The 23,371-nt window shown below is 62.6% G+C and carries 29 protein-coding genes; 6 read left to right on the forward strand and 23 right to left on the reverse strand.

The genetic code is table 11. The features are described 5' to 3' along the window. Positions 1-8: 8 nt before the first annotated feature. From glpD to EJ071_RS40105, 10 genes are all read right to left on the reverse strand, one after another. Entirely contained in the window at positions 9-1,529 is a 1,521-nt protein-coding gene (glpD, locus tag EJ071_RS26305; protein ID WP_126100465.1) for a glycerol-3-phosphate dehydrogenase, read from the reverse strand. A 125-nt stretch (positions 1,530-1,654) separates the two neighbouring features. Continuing rightward, positions 1,655-2,422, reverse strand: coding sequence for a DeoR/GlpR family DNA-binding transcription regulator (locus EJ071_RS26310; protein ID WP_126100466.1), 768 nt, complete (start codon positions 2,420-2,422; stop codon positions 1,655-1,657). A 149-nt stretch (positions 2,423-2,571) separates the two neighbouring features. Next, positions 2,572-4,200: a thiamine pyrophosphate-dependent enzyme gene (locus tag EJ071_RS26315; protein WP_126102722.1), complete on the reverse strand. Its 1,629-nt coding sequence runs from the start codon at positions 4,198-4,200 to the stop codon at positions 2,572-2,574. Between the two features lie 110 nt (positions 4,201-4,310). Further along, positions 4,311-5,042, reverse strand: a complete 732-nt coding sequence (locus EJ071_RS26320) for a peptidase (RefSeq protein WP_126100467.1) — start codon at positions 5,040-5,042, stop codon at positions 4,311-4,313. A 135-nt stretch (positions 5,043-5,177) separates the two neighbouring features. Then, positions 5,178-5,972, reverse strand: coding sequence for a transglutaminase family protein (locus EJ071_RS26325; RefSeq protein ID WP_126100468.1), 795 nt, complete (start codon positions 5,970-5,972; stop codon positions 5,178-5,180). Positions 5,973-6,038: 66 nt separating this feature from the next. Continuing rightward, a complete protein-coding gene (locus EJ071_RS26330) occupies positions 6,039-6,980 on the reverse strand; it encodes an alpha-E domain-containing protein (RefSeq protein ID WP_126100469.1) in 942 nt (313 codons plus the stop codon). 63 nt (positions 6,981-7,043) lie between these two features. After that, the gene (locus EJ071_RS26335) at positions 7,044-7,358 is read right to left on the reverse strand and encodes a four helix bundle protein (protein WP_245460357.1); all 315 of its coding nucleotides are present in this window, start codon (positions 7,356-7,358) and stop codon (positions 7,044-7,046) included. A 100-nt stretch (positions 7,359-7,458) separates the two neighbouring features. Beyond that, positions 7,459-8,871 (reverse strand): circularly permuted type 2 ATP-grasp protein, encoded by a 1,413-nt coding sequence (locus tag EJ071_RS26340; RefSeq protein WP_189521226.1) that lies wholly within the window; start codon positions 8,869-8,871, stop codon positions 7,459-7,461. A gap of 168 nt (positions 8,872-9,039) precedes the next feature. Continuing rightward, a complete protein-coding gene (locus tag EJ071_RS26345; protein WP_059185676.1) occupies positions 9,040-9,276 on the reverse strand; it encodes an Lrp/AsnC ligand binding domain-containing protein in 237 nt (78 codons plus the stop codon). A gap of 68 nt (positions 9,277-9,344) precedes the next feature. Further along, positions 9,345-9,479 carry a hypothetical protein gene (locus EJ071_RS40105; RefSeq protein ID WP_281058878.1) on the reverse strand — a complete coding sequence of 45 codons (135 nt, stop codon included), beginning with the start codon at positions 9,477-9,479 and terminating at the stop codon, positions 9,345-9,347. 85 nt (positions 9,480-9,564) lie between these two features. Between EJ071_RS40105 and EJ071_RS26350 the strand changes: the two genes are divergently transcribed. Continuing rightward, positions 9,565-9,984, forward strand: a complete 420-nt coding sequence (locus tag EJ071_RS26350) for a DUF4864 domain-containing protein (protein ID WP_126100472.1) — start codon at positions 9,565-9,567, stop codon at positions 9,982-9,984. Positions 9,985-9,993: 9 nt separating this feature from the next. Here EJ071_RS26350 and EJ071_RS26355 read toward each other — a convergent pair whose 3' ends face one another. The 8 genes from EJ071_RS26355 to coaD form a co-directional block, all read right to left on the reverse strand. After that, entirely contained in the window at positions 9,994-10,719 is a 726-nt protein-coding gene (locus tag EJ071_RS26355; RefSeq protein WP_126100473.1) for an SDR family NAD(P)-dependent oxidoreductase, read from the reverse strand. Positions 10,720-10,785: 66 nt separating this feature from the next. After that, entirely contained in the window at positions 10,786-11,916 is a 1,131-nt protein-coding gene (gene tgt, locus EJ071_RS26360) for a tRNA guanosine(34) transglycosylase Tgt (RefSeq protein WP_126100474.1), read from the reverse strand. Continuing rightward, on the reverse strand, positions 11,909-12,178 hold the full coding sequence (locus tag EJ071_RS26365) for a hypothetical protein (RefSeq protein ID WP_126100475.1): 270 nt from the start codon (positions 12,176-12,178) through the stop codon (positions 11,909-11,911). The genes tgt and EJ071_RS26365 overlap by 8 nt, the downstream gene beginning before the upstream one ends. After that, positions 12,168-13,256 carry a tRNA preQ1(34) S-adenosylmethionine ribosyltransferase-isomerase QueA gene (gene queA / locus EJ071_RS26370; protein WP_126100476.1) on the reverse strand — a complete coding sequence of 363 codons (1,089 nt, stop codon included), beginning with the start codon at positions 13,254-13,256 and terminating at the stop codon, positions 12,168-12,170. The genes EJ071_RS26365 and queA overlap by 11 nt, the downstream gene beginning before the upstream one ends. Beyond that, positions 13,256-13,705 (reverse strand): DMT family transporter, encoded by a 450-nt coding sequence (locus tag EJ071_RS26375; RefSeq protein WP_126100477.1) that lies wholly within the window; start codon positions 13,703-13,705, stop codon positions 13,256-13,258. The genes queA and EJ071_RS26375 overlap by 1 nt, the downstream gene beginning before the upstream one ends. Before the next feature lie 12 nt (positions 13,706-13,717). Continuing rightward, positions 13,718-14,230 carry a peptidylprolyl isomerase gene (locus tag EJ071_RS26380; protein ID WP_126100478.1) on the reverse strand — a complete coding sequence of 171 codons (513 nt, stop codon included), beginning with the start codon at positions 14,228-14,230 and terminating at the stop codon, positions 13,718-13,720. Between the two features lie 30 nt (positions 14,231-14,260). Continuing rightward, complete coding sequence (locus EJ071_RS26385; RefSeq protein ID WP_126100479.1) at positions 14,261-14,851, reverse strand: peptidylprolyl isomerase; 591 nt, start codon at positions 14,849-14,851, stop codon at positions 14,261-14,263. A 17-nt stretch (positions 14,852-14,868) separates the two neighbouring features. Continuing rightward, the gene (gene coaD, locus EJ071_RS26390) at positions 14,869-15,369 is read right to left on the reverse strand and encodes a pantetheine-phosphate adenylyltransferase (RefSeq protein WP_126100480.1); all 501 of its coding nucleotides are present in this window, start codon (positions 15,367-15,369) and stop codon (positions 14,869-14,871) included. Between the two features lie 192 nt (positions 15,370-15,561). Here coaD and EJ071_RS26395 point away from each other — a divergent pair, with 192 nt between their 5' ends. After that, positions 15,562-15,714, forward strand: coding sequence for a hypothetical protein (locus EJ071_RS26395; RefSeq protein ID WP_126100481.1), 153 nt, complete (start codon positions 15,562-15,564; stop codon positions 15,712-15,714). A gap of 50 nt (positions 15,715-15,764) precedes the next feature. On the opposite strand, the gene gyrA is transcribed toward EJ071_RS26395, so the two are convergent. Next, positions 15,765-18,560, reverse strand: a complete 2,796-nt coding sequence (gene gyrA / locus EJ071_RS26400; RefSeq protein ID WP_126100482.1) for a DNA gyrase subunit A — start codon at positions 18,558-18,560, stop codon at positions 15,765-15,767. 192 nt (positions 18,561-18,752) lie between these two features. Then, complete coding sequence (locus tag EJ071_RS26405) at positions 18,753-19,613, reverse strand: AraC family transcriptional regulator (RefSeq protein ID WP_126100483.1); 861 nt, start codon at positions 19,611-19,613, stop codon at positions 18,753-18,755. Positions 19,614-19,699: 86 nt separating this feature from the next. Here EJ071_RS26405 and EJ071_RS26410 point away from each other — a divergent pair, with 86 nt between their 5' ends. The 3 genes from EJ071_RS26410 to EJ071_RS26420 all read left to right on the forward strand — a co-directional run bounded on the left by EJ071_RS26410 (position 19,700) and on the right by EJ071_RS26420 (position 21,362). After that, positions 19,700-20,230 (forward strand): hypothetical protein, encoded by a 531-nt coding sequence (locus EJ071_RS26410; RefSeq protein ID WP_126100484.1) that lies wholly within the window; start codon positions 19,700-19,702, stop codon positions 20,228-20,230. Positions 20,231-20,262: 32 nt separating this feature from the next. Beyond that, positions 20,263-20,640, forward strand: a complete 378-nt coding sequence (locus tag EJ071_RS26415; RefSeq protein WP_126100485.1) for a VOC family protein — start codon at positions 20,263-20,265, stop codon at positions 20,638-20,640. A 92-nt stretch (positions 20,641-20,732) separates the two neighbouring features. After that, positions 20,733-21,362 (forward strand): MarC family protein, encoded by a 630-nt coding sequence (locus EJ071_RS26420; RefSeq protein ID WP_126089097.1) that lies wholly within the window; start codon positions 20,733-20,735, stop codon positions 21,360-21,362. A 16-nt stretch (positions 21,363-21,378) separates the two neighbouring features. Here the strand turns inward: EJ071_RS26420 and EJ071_RS26425 are convergent, their stop codons facing one another. The 3 genes from EJ071_RS26425 to ssb are packed head-to-tail and all read right to left on the reverse strand — an operon-like array spanning position 21,379 to position 22,778. Then, on the reverse strand, positions 21,379-21,804 hold the full coding sequence (locus tag EJ071_RS26425; RefSeq protein WP_126100486.1) for an OsmC family protein: 426 nt from the start codon (positions 21,802-21,804) through the stop codon (positions 21,379-21,381). A gap of 22 nt (positions 21,805-21,826) precedes the next feature. Beyond that, complete coding sequence (locus tag EJ071_RS26430) at positions 21,827-22,225, reverse strand: DUF2306 domain-containing protein (RefSeq protein ID WP_126100487.1); 399 nt, start codon at positions 22,223-22,225, stop codon at positions 21,827-21,829. 31 nt (positions 22,226-22,256) lie between these two features. Then, positions 22,257-22,778 carry a single-stranded DNA-binding protein gene (gene ssb, locus EJ071_RS26435; RefSeq protein WP_126100488.1) on the reverse strand — a complete coding sequence of 174 codons (522 nt, stop codon included), beginning with the start codon at positions 22,776-22,778 and terminating at the stop codon, positions 22,257-22,259. Between the two features lie 195 nt (positions 22,779-22,973). On the opposite strand from ssb, the gene EJ071_RS26440 reads away from it, so the two are divergent. Then, a complete protein-coding gene (locus EJ071_RS26440) occupies positions 22,974-23,354 on the forward strand; it encodes a cupin domain-containing protein (protein ID WP_245459971.1) in 381 nt (126 codons plus the stop codon). Positions 23,355-23,371 lie beyond the last annotated feature (17 nt).

Consider the following 23,371-nt stretch of genomic DNA (forward strand, 5'->3'; position numbering starts at 1 on the left):
GGCGGCTGTCATTCCGCCGCCGCGACATGGCGTCGGCCACGCATGAATTCTTCGAGTGCCGCGGTCTGCTCGCGGCTGAAATGCAGGCCGCGCTTGGTCCTGCGCCACAACACGTCCTCCGCGGTAACCGCCCATTCGTTCTCGACGAGGTAGCGCACCTCGGCCTCATAAAGGTCGGCGCCGAAATTGCGGCCCAGATCGGCATTCGACTTGGCCAGCCCAAGCAGTTTCTCGGCACGCGTTCCGTAGAGCCGGGTGAACCTGCGCGCCAGCCGCTGGTCGAGGAACGGATAGGCGTTCTTAAGCCTTGCAACCTGCGCGTCGAAGCCGGTCGCCGGGAAATCGCCGCCGGGCAGCGGCGCATTGGCGGTCCACGGCTTGCCGCGCTTGCCGAGAAAACCCTCGATCTTTTCCAGCATCGATTCCGCCAGGCGGCGGAACGTCGTGATCTTGCCGCCGAATGAATTGAGCAAGGGGGCGGCACCCTCCCCGCCTTCGGCCTTCAGCACATAGTCGCGCGTCGCTTCCTGCGCCTTCGAGGCGCCGTCATCATAGAGCGGGCGCACCGCCGAGTAGGTCCAGACGATGTCCGAACGCTTGACGGCCTGAGCGAAATATTCGCTGGCTGCGGCGCACAGATAATCGATCTCGGCATCGCTGATCTTCACGTCATGCGGATCGCCGGGATAGTCGCGATCGGTGGTGCCGATCAGCGTGAATTCTTCCTCATAAGGAATGGCGAAGATGATGCGCCCGTCCTTGTTCTGGAAGAAATAGGCGCGCGGATCGTCGAACTTCTTCTTGATGACGATGTGGCTGCCCTGCACCAGCCGGACATTGTGCACGTCGTTCTGCCCGACCGCCTTTGCCAGCACCTGGTCGACCCAGGGCCCCGCAGCATTGACGAGAAGGCGGGCCCGGATTTCCTCGGTCTCGCCGGTCAACACATTCTGGATCTTGATCGTCCACAGCGCCCCGTCGCGGCGTGCGCTGACCACTTTGGTGCGGGTGCGTATGACGGCGCCGCGGTCAGCCGCGTCGCGGGCATTGAGCGCCACCAGGCGGGCATCGTTGACCCAGCCGTCGGAATATTCGAACGCCTTGCGGAAGAGCGGTTTCAGCGGCTTGCCGGCCGGATCGCTGGCCATGTCCAGCGTCTTCGTCGCCGGCAACAGCTTGCGCCCGCCGATATGGTCGTAGAGGAACAGGCCAAGCCTGATCAGCCAGGCCGGGCGCAGGCCCTTGGCATAGGGCAGCACGAAACGCATCGGCCAGATGATGTGCGGCGCGTTCTTCCACAGAATTTCGCGCTCCATCAACGCTTCGCGCACCAACCGGAATTCATAGAATTCGAGATAGCGCAGACCGCCATGGATCAGCTTGGTCGAACCGGAGGACGTGCCGCTGGCCAGATCGTTCATCTCGGCCAGGAAAACCGAAAATCCGCGGCCAACGGCATCGCGGGCGATGCCGCAGCCATTGATGCCGCCGCCTATGACGAAGATGTCATGGATCGGTGATGCGTTCACAGGTTTCCTCCGCGATTTCGCATTGCACCATTTTTGTGTTTCGCGAAACCGTGACGGATTATTTCGAACTAAGAACGAATGTCAAACGAAATATCACAGGCGCGTGAGACTGCCGTGAAACGACGTTATTCGAGCGCCGTCTCGATCAAACGAACCTCTGTTTCCTCACAGATCCTGCGCACCGACGGGATGTCGCAACGGTCGGTGATGAAGGTGTTGACCTGCGACAGATGGCCGATGCGGACCGGCGCCGTGCGCTCGAATTTGGTCTGGTCGGAGACGAGAATCACGTGGCGCGCATTGGCGATGATGGCCTGCGCCACCTTCACTTCGCGAAAATCGAAGTCGAGCAGCGCACCGTCATGGTCGATGGCCGAGGCGCCGATGACGGCGTAGTCGACCTTGAACTGGCGGATGAAATCGACGGCGGCCTCGCCGACGACACCGCCGTCGGAGCCACGCACCACGCCGCCGGCGATCACCACCTCGATCGAAGGATAGATGCGCATCCTATTGGCAACATTGATGTTATTGGTGATGACCATAAGTCCGCTGTGGTCGAGAAGCGCCTTTGAAACGGCTTCCGTCGTGGTGCCGATATTGATGAACAGCGAGGCGTTATCGGGGATCAGCCTGGCCGCGGCGCGCCCGATCGCCTCTTTCTCGTCTGCGGCGATCTTGCGCCGCGCCTCATATTCCATGTTCTCGATGCCCGAGGGAAACAACGCCCCGCCATGGATGCGCGTCAGCAGGCGCTGATCGCAGAGATCGTTGAGATCCTTGCGGATGGTCTGCGGCGTCACGCTGAAATGCGTCGCCAGGTCTTCGACCAGCACCCGGCCATGGTCCTTCGCCATCTGGATGATCTCGGCATGGCGTGGCGAAAGAAACATCCGGCATCCTCCCGTTTTCGTTTTTTTCGTCTATATCGGAAAACGAAAGCTATGAAAAGGTAGAAGCCGGCTAATGAAATCCATATGATCGCAAAGGCAAACCGGTTCGCAAGCTAATACGGACAGGTTCTGGCGAAGCGGCGGAGATCTTAATCTGGATGGGGAGCGGGATGGAGATACGTCCAGGGATTCACTTCGGACCCTCTGTCCGCAGGCACTTCGATCAACACGGGACTGTCGAGGGTCGCGCAAGTCGTTATCAAACGCTCGAGCTCCTCGGGTGTCGTCGCTTTGAAGGCCGGGATATTGAAGCTCTCGGCGAGCTTCACAAAGTCCGGATTGGTCAACTCAGACCCTAGGTAGCGACCGTCATACGATTGTCTCTGGTCTCTCAGCACGTTCCCGTAAGAACCGTTGTTGAACACGATCGCTATCACGTTGATGCGATGTTGAACCGCGGTTGCAAGCTCCTGGAGGCCGAACATGAAACCGCCGTCGCCGGAGACGGAGATCACCATCTTGTCCGGGTGAGCAACCTTGACGCCCAACGCGGTATTGAAGCCAAAACCCAGAGTTTCCTGATAGCCGCAGGTCACGTATTGCCTCGGAGCGAAAACCGGGAACGCGAACCGGGCGGTGAAGCCCACCTGGCTGATTTCCTCGACAAAGAAGCCGTCCCTCGGCAGGGCGCGCCGGATCGCGTTGATGTAGGAAACCTGAGGTTCTACGGCAGCGAAGCGTTCCCTCGCGGCGTTGTCCAGTCGAGCGAAATCTTCCACGCGCATATCGATTGAAGATCGAGGCGACTGTTCGAGAAGAGAAGCGACACCATCGGCCGCATCCGCCACGATAGCGACGTCCGGACGAAGGCGAACCATTTCCTTCGGATCGATATCGATCCGGATGATTTTGAGGTTCTTGGGAAGGTATCGCCAACGCATGAACTGCAATTCAAGGCGACTGCCAATACCGATGAGAAGATCGGCATCTTTCCAGTAGTCGTATGCAGCGACCAGATTGAGTGCATTGGGGTGATCGTCAGGGAGCACGCCCTTGCCCGACCGATGAGCCGTTACGGGCGCACCGAGCCGCTCGGCGAGTTCTCGCACCTGCTTGCGCGCATCAACCGCTCCGCCACCAACCATGATGAGTGGACGTTTGGCACTTGAAATGAGCTGGATGGCCTGCTCAATCGCCAGCGGGTCCGGCCGGGCACTCTCGGCTCGCGCTGCCGAAACAATCGGCACCTCCGGACCTGTTTGGCCGAAGACATCCCACGGCGCTTCGATCGAGCCGGGTCCTTTTCGCCCGGAGATCATCTTGGAGATAACCTCGCTGACGACGAAGCCAGCCTCTGACTGATGATTAATGCGTTCGGCGACTTTCGTTATGCCGCGCAGGGTCGCCAGCTGATCCGGCAATTCGTGAAGCTGTCCCCGGCCTCTGCCGATCAAGTGAGACATGATGTTGCCCGTGATGCAAAGCACCGGCGCGTTCGCACCCAAGGCGGTGCAGAGCGCCGCACCCGCGTTCAGCACGCCTGGTCCCGGAACCGCGGTGAACGCACCAATCCGGCCTGTTGCCTTCGCATAGCCATATGCCATGTAGGCGGCACCTTGTTCGTGTCGCGTATGGATGAATTTGATCTTGTCGCCGGCACGATGGAGCGCGTCGTTGAAATCGTACATATGAACCCCGGGTATGCCGAACACGGTGTCGATGCTGTGTTCAACAAGGGCTCGCGTGATTGCCTCCGCGGTTGTCTCAGACTTTGCCATTTCTTGCACAACCATGATTGCTCCCGGCCGACCGACTGCCTTGCCGGTCAGTTGTTCCTACCTTTCCAACTTTTGATTAACATGTCGAATAAGGCAACGGGCTGCCGCCCCTACCCCGGAAAGTCCGGCAAGCTGGCGAAGGCGGTCTTGAGCGCGTTCGACCAACCCTCGGAAATGGCGCGATAATACTGGTCGTCCTGGCCGAACCGCTTCTTGAGACCGACCTTGAGCGCGTCCTTCTCCAGGAAGAGCAGGTCGAGCGGCAGACCTACCGACAGGTTCGACTTCAGCGTCGAATCGAAGGAGACAAGAAGCAACTTCACCGTCTCTGCCAGGCTCATCGCACGGTCATAGGCGCGGATGATGATCGGCTTGCCGTATTTGGTCTCGCCGATCTGGAAGAACGGCGTGTCGTCGGTCGATTCGATGAAATTGCCTTCGGGATAGATCATAAACAGCCGGGGCGGGCTGCCCTTGATCTGGCCGCCAAGGATGAAGGAGGCGTTGAAATAGGAATCGGCCTTGTCGCCGGCGGGCGAGGATTGCGCGATGACCTCTTTCACCGTGTCGCCGACCAGCCGCACCGTCTGGTACATGGACGGCGTTTCGAGCAGCTTCTCGTGGCGGTCGCCGACCGCCTTGTTGCGCTCGTCGAGCAGGCTGACAACGGCCTGGGTCGTGGCGAGATTGCCCGCCGACATCAGCACAATGACGCGGTCTCCAGGTTCCTCCCAGGCATGCATCTTCTTGAAGGTCGAGATCGAATCCATGCCGGCATTGGTGCGCGTGTCCGACATGAACACGAGCCCGCGATCGATCTTGAGGCCGACGCAATAGGTCATGGTCGCTCTTCTGGTGAACCTTAGAGCAATTCCAGGAAAAGTGTGTGGCGGTTTTCCGTACGGAATTGCGTAAAGACGACAAATAGTTAGAGCAGTGCAGCGATTCCATCAAACGCTGAACTGCTCTAACGGCGATTACTGCTCGACCGTGACGGTGACTGCAAGCTTCTCCTGCGCTTGCCCCAGCAGTATCCCGGAAACAGGCGAGGCATCGCGATAATCACGACCCGTCGCCACTCGCACATAACGTTCGTCGGGAGAGATACCGTTGGCGGGATCGAAGGCAACCCAGCCGAGACCCGCAACATGCGCTTCAGCCCAGGCATGGCTCGCCGCCTGCTCGACCGAAACGTCCATCATCAGATAGCCGCTGACGTAGCGCGCGGGAAAGCCCATCACGCGCGCCGCGGCGGCGAAGATATGGCTGTGGTCCTGGCAGACACCGGCTTTCAGCGTCAGCGCTTCTTCCGCCGGCGTCACCGCGCTGGTCGTGCCCGGCTTGTAGTCGACGCGCTCGCGGATCGTCATCATTAGCCTGTGCAGCCGCTCGATATCGGTCCCCTCGCCGACCGATGTGGCCAATTGGCGGATGCCGTCACCGGCAGTGGTGAGCTGCGTTTCCTGGGCGAACAGCCAGAGCGGCGCGAAACCGTGGTGCGGGCCGGATACGCCGGCCGTGTCGCGCGTCGTCACTTCTCCCGCTGCCTCGACCGTGATGATGTTGTGGCCGCCTTCGGCGCTCACCAGTCGCGTGTCGTTGCCGAAATGGTCGGTGAAGCGCACTTCCTCCCGGGCGCCATCGATCTTGATCGCCCAGGACACAACCGTCTGTGTCGGTCCGCTCAGCGGCAGCAGGCGCAGCCGCTGCAGCAGATATTGCACCGGCGCGTCGTAGCGGTACTCGGTCCGGTGGGTGATCTTGAGCCGCATGGCGTCATTTTCCGTTTGCGAGCATGATCTTGTCCGAAAACCGGTTTCCACTTTTCGGGATCATGCTCAGTAGAACCGGTAGTCCTGGGCGATCTCGTCGCCCAGCCTGGTGTTGTCGCGGATGAATTCGGCCAGGAACTCGTGCAGGCCGTGGTCGAAAATATCCTTGATCGACCCCTTCTTCAGCATCGCCTGGGTTTTCTCGGCCGTGGCATGGCAGGCATGGCGCTCGCCATAGTCGTCAGCGAGGAACTTCAGGTGCTCGCCGAGGAAGCGGTAGCAGAAGGTGAGCGAGCGCGGCATACGCACATTGAGGATCAGATAGTCGGCAATGTTGGTCGGCTTGTAGTCGGCGTCATAGACCCAGCGATAGGAACGGTGCGCCGACACCGAGCGCAGAATCGATTCCCATTGATAATTGTCGAGCGTCGAACCGACCCAGGAGATCGACGGCAAGAGCACATAGTATTTCACGTCGAGGATGCGGGCCGTGTTGTCGGCGCGCTCGACATAGGTGCCGAGCTGCGAGAAATCGAAGATCTCGTTACGCAGCATGGTGCCGTAGAACGAGCCGCGGATCAGCGCCGTCTCTCGCTTGATGGCGTCGAGCACCGTCGGCAGGTCGCGCTCGTCGATCGGCGTTGCCAGCATGCGCTTCAGCGACATCCAGGCCTCGTTGATGCTCTCCCAGGTCTCGCGAGTCAGCGCGGTGCGCACCATGCGCGCGTTGTTGCGCGCCGTCTCGATCGACGACATCGTGCTCGACGGATTGGACGTGTCGCGCAGCAGGAAATCCGAGACATTGCCGACCGTGTAATCCTGGTATTTTTGGCTGAAGGCAACATCGGAGCCGGCGCTGAGCAGCACCGAGTTCCATTCCTCGGACGCGTTCTGGGTACGCGTCAGAGCCATGCGCAGGCCGGCGTCGACCAGGCGCGCCATGTTTTCGGCCCGCTCGATATAGCGGTTCATCCAGTAGAGACCGTTGGCGGTGCGGCCCAAAAGCATATCAACATGCCTCGATTTCAAGCGAGTAGCGAATAGCGAATAGCGAATAGCGGAAAAGAGATTTCATAGCTTTTGTTGCAGGCTCCTGATCATCGAACGCAGCATTTTTCCGATTTCGTCAGCCTGGCCAAGCAGGCTGGCGACCTCCGCTTCGACCATCAATCCTACCTCTCCGCACAGAATGAGATGTGTCTCCAATTCTTTCAGGGAACCCTGCGCCATGCGAAGAAATTGGATGAAAGCTCCTGTATTTTCTCGGCCATGACCTTCCGCGACATTCGCCGCGATGGAAGCCGCCGAGCGTCGTACCTGAGAGGTCATTCCGTATGCTTCGCTGTTAGGAAAAGCTTTCGTGGCCGAGTAGCAATCCACTGCCAGACGCAGGGCCGCCTTCCAAACAATTAGGTCTCTGTAAGAATTGATTGCCGTCGTATCCCCTCTTCCCTATTCGCTATTCGCTATTCGCTACTCACTCACTTCAATCATCTAGCACCCACGTATCCTTCGTCCCGCCGCCCTGCGAGGAATTGACCACCAGCGACCCTTTCTTCAGGGCAACGCGCGTCAGGCCGCCCGGCACGAGTTGGATCCGGTCCGAGACCAGGACATAGGGCCTGAGATCGACGTGGCGCGGCGCCAGTCCCTTCTCGGTCAGGATCGGACAGGTCGACAGCGCAAGCGTCGGCTGGGCGATGTAGTTCGCCGGCTTTGCCTGCAGCTTCTTGGCGAACGCCTCACATTCCTTCCTGGTCGCCGCCGGGCCGACCAGCATGCCGTAACCGCCGGAGCCGTGCACTTCCTTGATCACGAGCTCGCCGATGTGCTCGAGCACATATTTCAGGCTGTCCGGCTCCGAACAGCGCCAGGTCGGGATGTTGCCGAGGATCGCCTTGCGGCCGGTGTAGAACTCGACGATCTCCGGCATGTAGGAATAGATCGCCTTGTCGTCGGCGATGCCGGTTCCCGGCGCGTTGGCGATGGTGATGTTGCCGGCGCGATAGACATCCATGATGCCCGGCACGCCGAGCGCCGAATCCGGCCGGAAGGTCAGCGGATCGAGGAAGGCGTCGTCGACGCGCCGGTAGAGCACGTCGATCTGCTTGTAGCCCTCTGTGGTGCGCATCGTGACATGGCCGTCGACCACGCGCAGGTCCTGCCCCTCGACCAGTTGCACCCCCATCTGGTCGGCGAGGAAGGCGTGCTCGAAATAGGCGGAGTTGTAGCTACCCGGCGTCAGCACGGCTATGGTCGGCGCGCCCTTGGCGCCTTGCGGCCGCACCGCCGCCAGCGACTGGCGCAAGAGCTGCGGATAATTCTCGACCGGCCGCACCTTGATCTGCTGGAACAGTTCCGGGAAGAGCTGCATCATCGTCTCGCGGTTCTCCAGCATGTAGGAGACGCCGGACGGCGTGCGGGCGTTGTCCTCGAGCACGTAGAATTCGTTCTCGCTGGTGCGGACGATGTCGACGCCGATGATGTGGGTGTAGACGCCCGCCGGCGGTCTTACCCCGATCATCTCGGGCAGGAAGGCTTCATTCTTTGCGATAAGATCCCTGGGAACGCGGCCGGCGCGCAGGATTTCCTGACGGTGATAGATGTCGTCGAGGAAGGCGTTCAGCGCCTGCACGCGCTGCTCGATGCCCTGGGTGAGCCGGCGCCACTCCTGGCCGGAAATGATGCGCGGGACGATGTCGAAAGGGATCAGCCGCTCGGAGGCTTCCTGCTCGCCATAGACGGCGAAAGTAATGCCGGTTTTGCGGAAGACGCGCTCGGCGTCCTGCATTTTCTGGGTGAGCCTGGCCGGGTCCTGTTCCTTCAGCCAGCGATCGTAAGCCTGATATGGTCTTCTCAATCCGGAAACTTCCGGAAGCATTTCGTCGAACGCTGCCAATCGCGTACTCCCCTCTGAAGCCATTTCACTGGCCTCGCCTGAGAAAAGCAAGCGCAATCGGTGATTTGAGAGGCCGCGGCGGCCGCTCGATGGAATTTGCCTAAGATTAGGGCAGCGCGATCGATGCCAGGTCAGGCTCTGCCTCGCGGCCGGGCACTGCCGGGACGATCAAAACGCCCGGAAGGTAACGATGGTGAAGGTGTCCTTGATTCCGGGCAGAATCTGCACCCTCTCATTGACGAAGTGGCCGATGTCTTCCTCGTCATCGACATAGAATTTTGCGAGCAGGTCATAATTGCCGGCGGTCGAGTAGATTTCGGAGGCGATCTCGGCATCGGCGAGCGCGCTGGCGACCTCATAGGCTTTGCCCAGATCGCACTTTATCTGCACGAAAAATGCCTTCATTGCCGATCCTGTGAGCTTCTACGCGAATAAGCGGCCCTTGTGGCAGACTGGCGACGGGCTTTCAAGCATCAGGCTGCACGCGCCTTGGCGACCGCTTGCCGCAATCCCCCGACCGGCGTGCCGCGCCGGTACAGGCTGCCGCCGGCAACGAGCGTAGGAGTGCTCCACAGCCGAGCATCGGTCTGGCCCATCGGTGGCGCCAAGAATCTTCCAGCAGCGATGAAACCGCGGCGTGCCGACGCGCGTATGTTAGATTGCGTCAGCAAAGCGAATTCCGGGAGACAGGCCGTGCGCCGCTTATTGTTCGCATTAGCTCTCATTCCAATGCTCATCGCTTCGATCGCCTCCGCCGGCGACGCCGAGATCAAGGCGGCGCAGACGGTCATCGACAGCCAGCTCAAAGCCTTCCTCGCCGATGACGGCGCCACCGCCTACAGCTTCGCGGCACCGAACGTGAAGCGGATCTTCCCGACCGTCGACACCTTCATGAACATGGTGACCAATGGCTACGCGCCGGTGCGCAGGCCGCAGAGCTACTCCTTCGGCAAGGTCGAGCAGACCGGTCCGGCCTCGATCATCCAGCAGGTGCTGATCGTCGGACCCGACGGCAAAGACTATGAGGCGGTCTATACGCTGGAGCAGCAGCCGGACGGCAGCTTCAAGATCACCGGCTGCAGCCTGCGCGCCTCGACCTCGGTCAGTACTTGACGCGGTCGATCAATACCGCGCCCTTCCGCCAGACATGTCAAACACCGCGCCGGTATTGAAGCTTGAGGCGTCGGAACAGAGCCAGAGAACCAGCGCCGCGACCTCCTCCACCGCTCCGAGCCGCTTCAGCGGGCTGGCGCCGACCATGTCGCTGACGACCTCGTTTCCGAGACGCCGGATAAGATCGGTGTCGATCGGACCTGGCGCGACGCAGTTGACGCGGATGTCGGTGTCGCAGACCTCACGCGATAGGGCCTTGGTGAAGGCAATGATGCCCGCGCTCGCCGCCGAATAGACCGCAAGGTTCGGCAATCCTTCCTTGCCGGCGAGCGACCCCATATTGACGATGCGGCCGTTGCCGGCCTTGCGCATGACAGGCAGGACCTGATGCGTGACCTCGAAGGTGCCGATGACGTTCACACCAACGATGCGCTGCCACTCGGCCGGATCGAAAGCCTCGAAGCCAAGGTAGGGACCAAGATAGCCCGCATTGTTGACGAGAATGTCGACCCGCCCCGTCCTGGCGACGACCTCGCCAAGGGCAGTGCTTATGTCCTGCGCCTTGGTAACGTCGACGGTCTGGCTGCGGATTCCGTCGGCAGGCGCAGGGTCAGCGTCCCATATCCAGACGTCTGCACCCGACCGGGCTAACAGCGTGGCGACGCCCCTGCCAATGCCCCTTGAGCCGCCGGTCACGATCGCCGTCTTGCCGGCAAAGTCGTATGTTACGTTCATGCTGATCCCCAGGGCACCAAGTCTGCTCCCGGGAGCGGCCGCCCGTCAATTGCGGGGACGGAGCGGCTAGATGGCCGGAATATCGCCTCTCGCCCAGCCTTCCGAAATCTCGGCCGCGCGCGTCTCGAAGGCTTTGGCCTCGATCGCGGCGCGGATGTCCTGCATCAGCTTCTGGTAGTAGGACAGGTTGTTCCAGGTGAGCAGCATCGCCCCCAGCGACTCCTGCGAGCGCACCAGATGGTGCAGATAGGCGCGGGAATAGTCGCGGGCGGCCGGGCAGTCGCTCTCCTCGTCCAGCGGGCGCGGATCATCGGCATGGCGGGCGTTGCGCAGGTTGATCTTGCCGCGGCGCGTGTAGGCGAGGCCATGGCGGCCGGCGCGCGTCGGCATCACGCAGTCGAACATGTCGATGCCGCGCGCCACCGATTTCAAGATGTCGTCGGGCGTGCCGACGCCCATCAGATAGCGCGGCCTGTTGGCCGGCAGTTCCGGACAGGTGATGTCGAGCATTTCCAGCATCACGGCCTGCGGCTCGCCGACCGCCAGCCCACCGACGGCATAGCCCTTGAGGTCCATCGCCTTCAGCGCCTGCGCCGAGCGCACGCGCATGACCGCGCTGTCGCCGCCCTGCACGATGCCGAACATGGCCTTGCCCGGCTGGTCGCCGAACGCCGTCTTGCAGCGCTCGGCCCAGCGCAGCGACAGTTCCATGGCGCGCTCGATCTCCGTCGGCTTGGCCGGAAGCGCCGTGCATTCGTCGAGCTGCATCTGAATGTCGGAATCGAGCAGCCCCTGGATCTCGATCGACCGCTCCGGCGACATCTCGTAGGGCGCGCCGTCGATATGCGAGCGGAAGGTGACGCCCTTTTCGCTGAGTTTTCTCAGCTTCGACAGCGACATGACCTGGAAGCCGCCGCTGTCGGTCAGGATCGGGTGCGGCCAGCGCGCGAACTCATGCAGGCCGCCGAGCTTCGCCACGCGCTCCGCGCCTGGCCTGAGCATCAGGTGATAGGTGTTACCGAGGATGATGTCGGCGCCGACGCCGCGCACCTGGTCCATATACATGGCCTTGACGGTGCCGCCGGTTCCGACCGGCATGAAGGCCGGCGTGCGGATCTCGCCGCGCGGCATGCTTATGACGCCGCGCCGCGCCTTGCCGTCGATGGCGATGAGCTTGAAGGAGAAAGTCTCAGCCATCGAATTCCTTGTCATGCACCGGCGCGCCGGGTGCCTGTTGGTCGAGCGACTGCCTGTAGCGGATGCAGCCGCGCATGAATTTCGGCCAGGGGGGCACGGCGATCGCCGGCTCGGTCTTTTCCGGCAGCAGGTCCCAAAGACCCGGATGATGCCAGCACAGATCATGGCCGGTCGCATCGCGGTGGGTGCGGATGCCGGCGCGCAGCTTCTTCACTTCCGCGATCAAAGCGTCGCGGTCCATCGTGTCGAGATCATCGTCCATCGTTCGTCTCCGCTCGGAAAAGCAGGCTGGAGTCGCCGTAGGAGTAGAATCTGTAGCGGCTCTCGATGGCATGCGCATAGGCCGAACGCATCGTCTCCAGTCCGCTGAAGGCCGAGACCAGCATGAACAGCGTCGAGCGCGGCAGATGGAAATTGGTCATCAGCATGTCGGCCGTCCGGAAGCGGTAGCCGGGCGTGATGAAGATATCGGTCGGCCCTGACCAGGCTTCGATCCTGCCATCGTCGCGGGCGGCACTTTCCAGGAGGCGCAGCGACGTCGTGCCGACGGCGACGATTCGACCTCCCCGCGCCTTGGCCGCGTTGAGCGCATCCGCCGTCTCGGCTGTCACCGAGCCGGTTTCGGCATGCATCTTGTGGTCGGCGGTGTCGTCGGCCTTGACCGGCAGGAAGGTGCCGGCGCCGACATGCAGCGTGACGAAGCGGCGTTCGACACTTTTGGCGTCGAGCGCGGCAAACAGCTCCGGCGTGAAATGCAGCCCTGCGGTGGGCGCGGCGACGGCGCCCTCTTCCCTGGCATAGATGGTCTGGTAGTCGCTGCGGTCGCGCTCGTCGTCGTCGCGCTTCGAGGCGATGTAAGGCGGCAGCGGAATGTGGCCGACGGCGTGCATCGCCTCGTCGAGGAATGGGCCGGAAAGATCGAAGCCGAGCAGCGCTTCGCCGGCCTCGCCCTTCTCGATCACCGTCGCATCGAGCTGCCCGAGGAAGCAGGAATTCTGGTCATGGCCGAAATGGATGCGGTCGCCCACGGCGATGCGCTTGCCCGGCCGCATGAAAGCCAGCCAGCGGTCGGGCGCCACCCGCATGTGCAGCGTCGCCTCGACCTGCGCCATCGCCTCGCCGCGCCTGCGGATGCCTTTCAGCTGCGCCGGAATAACCTTGGTGTCGTTGAACACCAGCACGTCGCCTTCTCTCAACAGCGACGGCAGATCGCGCGCCGTTCGATCCTCCAGGCCTTGGCCTGGTCTGACGATCAGCATCCTGGCGCTGTCGCGCGGCTCGGCCGGGCGCAGCGCGATGCGCTCCTCCGGCAGGTCGAAATCGAAAAGATCGACGCGCATCAGAACAGCCGGATGAGCAGCGCTCCGGCGAGCAGCAACACGGCCCCGGCGACGCGGCCAAGCGAGATCTCGCGCACTGCGACACCGAGGAAGCCGGCGCGGTCGACCAGCATACCGGCGATCAGCTGGCCGGCGACCAGGAAGGCCATCAGCGCGGCCGCACCGATGCGCGGCGTGAGGATGGTGGAGAGCGTGACATAGAAGCCGCCGAGCATGCCGCCGGCAACGAACAGCCACGGTGCCGGCGCCTTCCAGTCGAGCGAGATGCCCTGCAGCCTGATCACCGCGACCGCGATGATGCCGAGCACGATGGCGCCCGACAGGAAGGAAAAGGCTGCGGCCGCGACCGGAAGGCCGAGACCGCGTGCCAATTGCGAATTGATCGGCGCCTGGATGGCGATGAAGGCGCCGGACAGGATGCCAAGCAGGGACCAGACAGCGCCCATCATTGTCATTCTGCCTTACTTGACGTCGGCCGCGACCTTCAGCGACACGATCTTGTCGGGATCCTGCACCGGTTCGCCGCGCTTGATCTTGTCGACATTCTCCATGCCTTCGATGACCTGGCCCCAGACCGTGTATTGGCGGTTGAGGAAGGCGGCGTCGTCGAAGCAGATGAAGAATTGCGAATTCGCCGAGTTCGGGTTCTGCGCACGGGCCATCGAGCAGGTGCCGCGGCCATGGTTGGCGTTGGAGAACTCGGCCTTGAGATCCGGCTTGTCGGAGCCGCCCATGCCCGCGCGGGAAGGCGCATAGGTGGGCTTGCTCGAATTGCCGAACTTGACGTCGCCGGTCTGCGCCATGAAGCCGTCGATGACGCGGTGGAAGACCACGCCGTCATAGGCGCCTTCCCGCGCCAGTTCCTTGATGCGGGCGACGTGACCGGGCGCCAGGTCGGGATACATTTCGATGACGACCTGGCCCTTGGTCGTTTCCATGATCAGCGCGTTCTCGCGGTCCTTGATCTCAGCCATGTCAGAAAATCCTTTTGAAAATTGAGGAAGTTATTTGCTGTCGGCGGCGATGCGAACCTTGATCATGCGATCGGGGTCCGTGACCGTGCCGTTGTCCGCCTCATCGCCCTTCTTGATCTTGTCGACCAGTTCCATGCCGCTTTCGACCTTGCCGACGATCGTGTACTGGCCGTCCAGGTTCGGTGCCGGCGCGAACATGATGAAGAACTGCGAGTTGGCCGAATTCGGGTCCTGCGAGCGGGCCATGCCGATCACGCCGCGCGTGAACTGCTCGGTCTGCGAAAACTCGGCCGGCAGGTCGGGAAGCTCGGAGCCGCCGGTGCCGACGGCCTCTGGGTTGAAACCCTTCTTCATGTTGCCGAACTTGACGTCGCCGGTCTGCGCCATGAAGCCGTCGATGACGCGGTGGAAGGCGACATTGTCATAGGCGCCCTCGCGCACCAGTTTCTTGATCTGCGCGACATGCTTGGGCGCAAGGTCCGGGCGCAGCGCGATCGTCACGTCGCCGTCCTTCAGCGTGACGATCATGGTGTTTTCCTTGTCGGCGGCGAAGGCCGGAAAGGATGCCGCCAAAACGCCGGCAAGCACGACAAGGAACGAAGCAAGCTTTTTCAGCTGCATGGGGATCTCCGGGAGGGTTACTTCGCGAATTTGGCGGTGAGCGCGCCAGCAACGGCCGCCGGCACGAATGGCCGGATGTCGCCGCCCATCGACGCAATCTGGCGCACAAGTGTGGCGGTAATGGTGCGCACCGAGGGACTGGCCGGCAGGAAAACCGTCTGCAGCTCCGGCGCCATGGTCTCGTTCATACCGGCCATTTGCATCTCGTAGTCGAGGTCGGTGCCATCGCGCAGGCCGCGGATGATGATCGCGGCACCGTGCTTCCTGGCGGCGTCGATGACCAGGCCATCAAAGGCAACGACCTTGATGCGATCGCTGTCGCGGCCGAACTCCGCCTTGGTCGCGGCCTCGATCAGCTTCACGCGTTCCTCGAAGGAAAACAGCGGCGTCTTGCCGGGATGGATGCCGATTGCCGCGTAGACTGTGTCGGCCACCGCCAGCGACGCCTTCAAGACATCGAGATGGCCGTTGGTCAGCGGGTCGAAGGAGCCGGCGTAAAGGGCGGTGCGTTCGGTCATGGCAGGCTTCTAGCGAGCCTCTCGAACAAAGGCAAATCCCATTGATGTGCCCGCTCGTGAACCTTTTCACGGACGTGAACGACGGATGAATGCGACGATCACGAACACTTCACGCAGCGTTCACTAGGTTGCCGCTTCAGGAGATGAAACCAAAACCCCATCTTATCGTTGTGAGTGCAGGAGAACACGCAAATGCTCATCTACATGCTTGCCACTGCAATGACCATCGTGATGCTCATCGCAACCGCATTCGGCCTGCATCAGGAGGCAGCGCGAGTGCGCGTCAAGGCCAACACCAAGCGGCTCGACGGCTTCGTTGCCCGCAATGCTTACCGTCGCCACTGATTTCCAGCCATGATCGCACCGGCCCCAAGGGCCGGTGGCGTAGCCAAAGCCTATTGGGGATTGCTCTCGCCCGCATCCTCTGTGGTGCCAGCCTCACTCGAAGGCGCCTCTTCGGCTTCCTCGTCCGACTGCGGCTCCGAAATCCGCTCCACCGAAACCACCTTCTCGCCTTCGGCCGTGTTGAAGATGGTCACGCCCTTGGTGGCGCGGCTGGCGAAGCGTATGCCATTGACCGGCACGCGGATGACCGTGCCGCCGTCCGAAACCAGCATGATCTGATCGTCGTTGCCGACCGGGAAAGTCGCGACAAGGCGCCCGATCTCGGCCACTTTCGACACATCCGTGGCGCGGATGCCCTTGCCGCCGCGGCCCGTCAGGCGGAAATCGTAGGACGATGAACGCTTGCCGTAGCCGAATTCGGTCACCGTCAGCACGTATTGCTCATGCGCCTTGAGCTCTTCGTAACGGCTGTCGGAAAGCTCGGTTTCCTCGCCGATCTCCTCATTGGTCAGCGCGATCTCTTCCTCCTCGGCTGCACCACCCACGGCAAGCCGGCGTTCGGCGGCAGCGCGCTTGAGATAGGCGGCGCGCTCGGCGGGCGAAGCGTCGACATGCTCGATGATGGACATCGAGATCACGCGGTCGGTCTCGGCCATGGCGATACCGCGCACGCCGACGGAGTTGCGGCTCTGGAAGACGCGCACGTCGCCGACCGAGAAGCGGATGCACTGGCCGGAATTCGCGGTCAGCAGCACGTCGTCATTGTCGGTGCAGGTCTCGACGCCGAGGATCTCGTCGCCCTCTTCCTCCAGCTTCATCGCGATCTTGCCGTTGCGGTTGACCTGGACGAAGTCGGACAGCTTGTTGCGGCGCACCGTGCCGCGCGTGGTGGCGAACATCACGTCGAGTTCGCCCCAGCTCGTCTCGTCTTCGGGCAGCGGCATGATGGTGGTTATGCGTTCGCCCTGCTCGAGCGGCAGCATGTTGATCAGCGCCTTGCCGCGCGACTGCGGATTGCCGACCGGCAGCCGCCACACTTTTTCCTTGTAGACGATACCGCGCGAGGAGAAGAACAGCACCGGCGTGTGCGTGTTGGCGACGAACAGCCGGGTGACGAAATCCTCTTCCTTGGTCGACATGCCGGAGCGGCCCTTGCCGCCGCGGCGCTGCGCCCGGTAGAGCGAGAGGGGCACGCGCTTGATGTAGCCGGAATGGCTGACGGTGACGACCATGTCCTCGCGCTGGATCAGGTCCTCGTCTTCCATGTCCGCCCCGCCCTCGGCAAGCTCGGTGCGGCGTGGCGTGCCGAACTCGTCGCGGACGGCGATCAGCTCGTCCTTGACGATCTGCTGGATGCGCGCGCGGGAAGATAAAATATCAAGGTAATCAACGATTTCGGCGCCGATCTTGTTCAGCTCGTCGGCGATCTCGTCGCGGCCGAGCGCGGTCAGGCGCTGCAGGCGCAGATCGAGGATGGCGCGGGCCTGTTCCTCGGAGAGATTGTAGGTTCCGTCCTCGTTGATGCGGTGGCGCGGATCGTCGATCAGCTGGATCAGCGGAGCGACGTCGTGGGACGGCCAGCGCCGCTCCATCAACTGCTCGCGCGCCGTCTGCGGATCGGGCGCGGTGCGGATCAGCTTGATCACCTCGTCGATGTTGGCGACGGCAATGGCCAGACCGACGAGCACATGGGCGCGCTCGCGCGCCTTGCGCAGCAGATACTTCGTGCGCCGGCTGATCACCTCCTCGCGGAAGCCGACGAAGGCCTTCAGCATGTCGATCAGCGTCAGCACTTCCGGCTTGCCGCCGTTGAGCGCCACCATGTTGGCGCCGAACGAGGTCTGCAGCGGCGTGAAGCGGTAAAGCTGGTTGAGGATGACGTCGGCGACCGCCTCGCGCTTCAGCTCGATGACAACGCGGTAGCCCTGGCGATCGCTCTCGTCGCGAATGTCGGAGATGCCCTCGATGCGCTTCTCGCGCACCAGCTCGGCCATCTTCTCGATCATCGCCGCCTTGTTCACCTGATAGGGAATCTCGGTGACGATGATCGATTCACGGTCGTTGCCGCGCGCCTCGATATTGACGCGGCCGCGCATGACGATCGAGCCGCGGCCCGTCGAATAGGCGTTGTAGATGCCGGAACGGCCAAGCACGATGCCGCCGGTCGGGAAATCCGGACCGGGCACGATCTCCATCAGCGACGGCAGGTCGATGGCCGGGTTGTCGATGATGGCGATGGCGCCGTTGCAGACTTCGGCCAGATTGTGCGGCGGAATGTTGGTGGCCATGCCGACGGCGATGCCGCCCGAGCCGTTGACGAGAAGGTTTGGGAAGCGGGCCGGCAGCACGCGCGGCTCGCTGCCCGACGCGTCGTAAGTGTCCTGGAAATCGACGGTTTCCTTGTCGATGTCTTCCAGCAGCTCGTGCGCGACCTTGGTCAGACGCGACTCGGTGTAGCGCATCGCCGCCGGCGGATCGCCGTCGATCGAGCCGAAATTACCCTGACCGTCGATCAGCGGCACGCGCAGCGACCAGTCCTGCGCCATGCGCACCAGCGCGTCGTAGATCGAGGCGTCGCCATGCGGATGGTATTTACCCATCACGTCGGCGACCGGGCGCGCCGATTTCACATATTTGCGGTTCCAATGGTAGCCGCTCTCATGCGAGGCGTAGAGGATGCGGCGATGCACGGGCTTCAGGCCGTCGCGCACGTCAGGCAGCGCGCGGCTGACGATCACGCTCATGGCGTAATCGAGGTAGGAGCGCTGCATCTCCTCGATGATCGAAATCGGCTCGATGCCGGTGGGGCCGCCCTCCGGCCCGCGCGGTGTCTTCTGGTCGGTCAAATCAGGTCACAATCCTGTCGGGAATCACTCACCGCTTATATAGGAAGCCGGGCCGAAACTCCAATGGCGGCCGCACTTTTCCAGAGACAATTTCGGTGGCAATTTCAAATGGATACCGCTGATTGCGACGATTTGGCCAGAAGCCCTCCAGGGGCCGACGCCGTCAGCTTGCGCCGTTGGGCGACCTTTACCTCACAGGCTCCGCCCAGCCGCCGAACCGGATGATTTCGCGCTCGACCGGCAGGCGCGATATGTTCCCGGCGTCTCTCCCATCTCGCGCTTGAACCGGCGGTTGAAGGTCGACAGATCGTTGAAACCGGCATCGAAAGCAATCGCCGAGATCGCCTCCTCCGACGCGCGCAGCCGCACCGCGGCCCGGTGCAGCCTGGTCCTCAACAGGAACTGATAGGGCGTCATGCCGGCGACATGCCGGAATGTGCGCAGGAAATGATACGGGCTGGTCGCCGCGCTGTCGGCGATCTCGGTCAGCGACAGCGGCTGTTCGGCGTTGAGCTCGATCAGGCGCACCGCCTCGGCGACGCGTTTCTGGTCGCGGCGGCTGGGTGTCGGTGCGATGCCGGGAGAGCCGGTTGTAGCCGCGACCGCCGCGCCGGCAATGCGTAGTCCGAGCTCCTCGAACGCCTCGCCGTCGCCGGTTTCCCGGGCGGCCTCCGCCTGCGCCAGCAACGACGCCAGCGCCGGCAAGGGCGGCAGGCGTGGGCCGGCGAAGCCGAGCCGCTTTGCGCCAGGCACATCGGCGACGATGCGCTCCAAATAGGCCGGGGTAAAATGAAAGGAGAGGCAGCGGTCGCCCGCGCCATGCTCATGCCCGCATTCGTAACAGGCGCCCGGATTGCCGAGCAGGATGGCGCCGGGCGCAAGCATCGCCGTACCTTGGTTCGTCCGATAGCGGAACGTGCCCCTGGTCACGGCGGCGACGCAGAAACTGCGGTGCTCTTCCTCGAACAGTCTGTCGCCGGCAACGGCGGTGCAGATTACGTCGGACACCTGCCAGCCTCGACCCGACGCCAGGTTTTTCGCAGTCGTTGTCATCGAGTGAAAGATAGCAATTTTTCCCAAGCGCAGAACCCCGCCCTGCGCCTATTGCTCGCCCTCTCCTGACAAAAGAGGCAGCAGCCATGACCGATACTTTTGCCGAAGCCCTGCACCGCGATGCGCCCAATCCGGACCTCGCCGAAAAGCTGAACCTCTATGGGCGCTTCATCGGCGCCTGGACATTCGACGCCACGCGCATTCTCGAGGACGGCACCAAGCTGACGGGGCGCGGCGAGGTGCATTTCGGCTGGGTCCTGGAAGGCAAGGCAGTCCAGGACGTCTGGATCCTGCCCGCGCGCGATGCCGGCCCCTCGCCCTCGCTCGGACCATGGACCTTCTACGGCACGACGCTGCGTGTCTACGATCCCGGCGCGGACGCCTGGCACATCTTCTGGAGCGATCCACGCAACCAGTACTACAGCCGGCAGCTCGGCCGCGCCGAGGGTGACACGATCGTCCAGATCGGCGCCGATGGCACAGGCTCCTCGGTACGTTGGAGCTTCTCGCGCATCACCGAGAACTCGTTCCGCTGGCTGGGCGAACGCTCGCATGACGGCGGCGCGACCTGGCGCATCGAGGTTGAGTTTTTGGCCCGCCGCGCAACTCCAACCTGAGCAATCAACCCATTGTAACCATGGAGAAAACAATGCTCGACCATGTCTCGATCGGCGTCCGCGATACCGACGCCTCGAAACGCTTCTACGACGCCGCGCTGCAACCGCTCGGCTATTCTTGCCTCAGCCAGTCCCCCGGTTCGCTCGGCTATGGCGCTGAAGCGGTTGAGCTCTGGGTCAATGAGGCCGCACGACCGGTCCCGGCCGACACCAGCTCCGGCCTGCACTTCTGCGTTGCCGCGCCGACACGCGCCAGCGTCGATGCGTTCCATGCGGCTGCGCTTCGCAAAGGCGGCAAGGACAATGGTCAGCCCGGCCTGCGTGCCGCCTACGGCGACAACTACTATGCTGCGTTCGTCATCGATCCCGATGGGTATCGCCTCGAGGCCTATTGCGGCAAAGCCGAATAGCCGGCTGATTTCCCCTCCGCCTGTTTCCAGCGCCCCGGCTTTGCTCTACCAATTGCAGGGCTTGGGCGTCGCCCGGCGGGAGGGGACCAGCGATGCCGAGCTTCGACAGCCTGTTCAATGCCTTCGTCACCATCCTGGTGACCATCGACCCGCCCGGGCTGGCGCCGCTCTTCCTCGCCGTCACGCGCGGCATGAACCGCGAGGAGCGTCAGCAGGTCTCGGTGCGCGCTTCGGTGATAGGCTTCCTGGTGATGGCGCTGTTCGCCGTGGCAGGTGCTTCGATCCTGTCGGTGTTCGGCATCACGCTGCCGGCTTTCCGTGTCGCCGGCGGCTTCCTGCTGTTCTTCATCGCCTTCGAAATGGTGTTCGAGCGCCGCCAGGACCGCAAGGAAAAGATCGGCGACGTCGCCATAACCAAGGACATGATTCACAACATCGCCGCCTTCCCGCTGGCAATCCCGCTGATCGCCGGCCCCGGCGCGATTTCGGCGACCGTGCTGCTATCGGGACATTTCGAGGGCTTTGGCGCTCAAGCCGCGCTGGTCGGCATCATCGCGATCTGCCTGGTCCTCACCTATCTGGTGTTCGTGCTGGCCGAGCGCATCGATCGCATCCTCGGCCAGACCGGCCGCTCAATTCTGACCCGGCTGCTCGGCGTCATCCTTGCGGCGCTTGCCGTCCAGTTCGTAGCTGACGGCGTCAGGGCGCTGATGGCCGCTTGAACAGTACCCCACTGCCCTACTGCCCCGCTGTATCGACTAATTCAAAATCATGCGTGAGCGTCGCCGTCTTAGCCATCATGGCGGACGCCGAGCAGTATTTCTCGATCGACAGGCCGATCGCGCGTTTGACCTTGTCGCGCGACAGCGCCCGGCCCTTGACGATGAAATGCATGTGGATGCGGGTGAACACCTTTGGATCGGTCTCGGCCCGATCGGCGTCGAGCTCGACCACACAATCCTCGATGGCCTCGCGGCCCTTTTCGAGAATATGCACGACGTCATAGGCCGAGCAGCCGCCGGTGCCGATCAGCACCAGCTCCATTGGGCTAGGCCCCGGCGTCCGGCCTTCCGGTCCATGCGCGGTCCCCAGGACCACCTTGTGACCGCTGCCGGACTCGCCGACGAAGGTGCGCTCCTCAACCCATTTAACGCGTGCTTTCACTGAACTCTTCCTTCCTAACGCATCATTGGCCGAACACGACGGCGTGCATGATACGGCCGGGCAGCAGCGTGAAGATGCCGGCGCCGACCAGCCCAAAAACGTAGAGCTTGATCATGGCACTGCGATGCGCGGCCACCTTGTGAGTGTGCGCATACCATACAGCCAGCGGCGCTGTGACCACCACCAGGATCGACAGGATATGGATCGGGCCGAATGGCCCGATCAGGCGTATCTGCCGGATCCAGAAGCTCGAGATGGCGACGACCAGCATCAGCGCCGCCCAGACATAGCCCAGCATGCGGTGGCTCGGCGTGCCTTTCGGCAGAGCCAATTGCGCTCCGCCTATCGCCAGCGCGGCAAAGGCGGCAAACGCATGCCACGGGATGGGAGGCGGCGCCGAAAGCAGAGGTCCGAGCGACATCGCCTCTCCTCAAATGCCGGTCACGCGGTTCTCAGAACGGAATCTCGTCATCCAGCTCGCGCGACGAGCCACCGCCGCCACCGCCCCTGGAACCGCCACCGCCGCCGCGGCTAAACCCTTCGTTCGGGCCGGACTGGCCGAAATCGGAGCCGCGGCTGTTGCCGCCGCCGGCATAGTTGCCGACCTGGCCGCCGCCTTCGCCGCGTGCGTCGAGCATCTGCAGTTCGCCGCGGAATTTCTGCAGCACGACCTCGGTCGTATAGCGGTCGTTGCCGGTCTGGTCCTGCCACTTGCGCGTCTGCAACTGGCCCTCGACATAGACCTTCATGCCCTTCTTCAGATACTGCTCGGCCACCTTGGCGATCTGGTCGTTGAAGATGACGACATTGTGCCACTCGGTCTTTTCCTTGCGCTCGCCCGAGTTCTTGTCGCGCCAGCTTTCCGACGTGGCGATGCGGATGTTGACGACCGGATCACCCGAATTCAGGCGGCGGATTTCAGGGTCCGCCCCGAGATTGCCGACCAGAATGACCTTGTTGACGCTACCCGCCATCGTACTTCTCCGCGCTCATCCGAAACAAATTTTAAGTCGCTCACCTTACAGCCTGTGGGTCGCCCATGCCCGCTAAGGCTGGCTTTTCCCACAAGGTTTTTGTTCTCTTTTCGTTCTAGTCGCAACCGCCAGTTCTGTCAAGGAATGTCAGCAAAAGGTAGTATTCCTGCGCAGGAAACAAAGGGAGAAATCGGAATGAACATTGTTTCGCATGAGGATCAGCCGCGCGAAACGTGGCGGGCTGGGGTAGAAACCCGTATGCACATTGCCGCGGCCAATGGCGCGGCCGGGCTTTGCATATTTGAGCAGTGGGTCGAACCGGGCACCGGCGCGCCGACCCATGTGCACTCGGTCGAGGAAGTGCTGACGGTGATTGCCGGCGTAGCCGAAATGTGGATCGACGACCGACGGGCGGCGCTAACCGCCGGACAGTCGCTGACCATCCCGGCGCACCGCAGGCATGGCTTTCGCAACGTCGGCTCCGCCGCGCTTCACATCCATGCCGTGCTCGCATCGCCGATCTTCGAGGCAAGCTTCGACGGAGCCGCTGAGCCGGTGAGACGCTGGACATCCTAAAACCGCGCTTGCCAAAC

Source organism: Mesorhizobium sp. M1B.F.Ca.ET.045.04.1.1 (assembly GCF_003952465.1).
Lineage (GTDB): Bacteria > Pseudomonadota > Alphaproteobacteria > Rhizobiales > Rhizobiaceae > Mesorhizobium > Mesorhizobium shonense.

Coding starts and splice junctions, on each gene's coding strand:
- EJ071_RS26310 (WP_126100466.1), bottom strand. CDS start 2,422: ATGTTTCTTTCGCCACGCCATGCCGAGATCATCCAGATGGCGAAGGAC.
- EJ071_RS26315 (WP_126102722.1), bottom strand. CDS start 4,200: ATGGCAAAGTCTGAGACAACCGCGGAGGCAATCACGCGAGCCCTTGTT.
- EJ071_RS26320 (WP_126100467.1), bottom strand. CDS start 5,042: ATGACCTATTGCGTCGGCCTCAAGATCGATCGCGGGCTCGTGTTCATG.
- EJ071_RS26325 (WP_126100468.1), bottom strand. CDS start 5,972: ATGCGGCTCAAGATCACCCACCGGACCGAGTACCGCTACGACGCGCCG.
- EJ071_RS26330 (WP_126100469.1), bottom strand. CDS start 6,980: ATGCTTTTGGGCCGCACCGCCAACGGTCTCTACTGGATGAACCGCTAT.
- EJ071_RS26345 (WP_059185676.1), bottom strand. CDS start 9,276: ATGAAGGCATTTTTCGTGCAGATAAAGTGCGATCTGGGCAAAGCCTAT.
- EJ071_RS26355 (WP_126100473.1), bottom strand. CDS start 10,719: ATGAACGTAACATACGACTTTGCCGGCAAGACGGCGATCGTGACCGGC.
- tgt (WP_126100474.1), bottom strand. CDS start 11,916: ATGGCTGAGACTTTCTCCTTCAAGCTCATCGCCATCGACGGCAAGGCG.
- EJ071_RS26365 (WP_126100475.1), bottom strand. CDS start 12,178: ATGGACGATGATCTCGACACGATGGACCGCGACGCTTTGATCGCGGAA.
- queA (WP_126100476.1), bottom strand. CDS start 13,256: ATGCGCGTCGATCTTTTCGATTTCGACCTGCCGGAGGAGCGCATCGCG.
- EJ071_RS26375 (WP_126100477.1), bottom strand. CDS start 13,705: ATGATGGGCGCTGTCTGGTCCCTGCTTGGCATCCTGTCCGGCGCCTTC.
- EJ071_RS26380 (WP_126100478.1), bottom strand. CDS start 14,230: ATGGCTGAGATCAAGGACCGCGAGAACGCGCTGATCATGGAAACGACC.
- EJ071_RS26385 (WP_126100479.1), bottom strand. CDS start 14,851: ATGCAGCTGAAAAAGCTTGCTTCGTTCCTTGTCGTGCTTGCCGGCGTT.
- coaD (WP_126100480.1), bottom strand. CDS start 15,369: ATGACCGAACGCACCGCCCTTTACGCCGGCTCCTTCGACCCGCTGACC.
- EJ071_RS26395 (WP_126100481.1), top strand. CDS start 15,562: ATGCTCATCTACATGCTTGCCACTGCAATGACCATCGTGATGCTCATC.
- EJ071_RS26405 (WP_126100483.1), bottom strand. CDS start 19,613: ATGACAACGACTGCGAAAAACCTGGCGTCGGGTCGAGGCTGGCAGGTG.
- EJ071_RS26410 (WP_126100484.1), top strand. CDS start 19,700: ATGACCGATACTTTTGCCGAAGCCCTGCACCGCGATGCGCCCAATCCG.
- EJ071_RS26415 (WP_126100485.1), top strand. CDS start 20,263: ATGCTCGACCATGTCTCGATCGGCGTCCGCGATACCGACGCCTCGAAA.
- EJ071_RS26420 (WP_126089097.1), top strand. CDS start 20,733: ATGCCGAGCTTCGACAGCCTGTTCAATGCCTTCGTCACCATCCTGGTG.
- EJ071_RS26430 (WP_126100487.1), bottom strand. CDS start 22,225: ATGTCGCTCGGACCTCTGCTTTCGGCGCCGCCTCCCATCCCGTGGCAT.
- ssb (WP_126100488.1), bottom strand. CDS start 22,778: ATGGCGGGTAGCGTCAACAAGGTCATTCTGGTCGGCAATCTCGGGGCG.
- EJ071_RS26440 (WP_245459971.1), top strand. CDS start 22,974: ATGAACATTGTTTCGCATGAGGATCAGCCGCGCGAAACGTGGCGGGCT.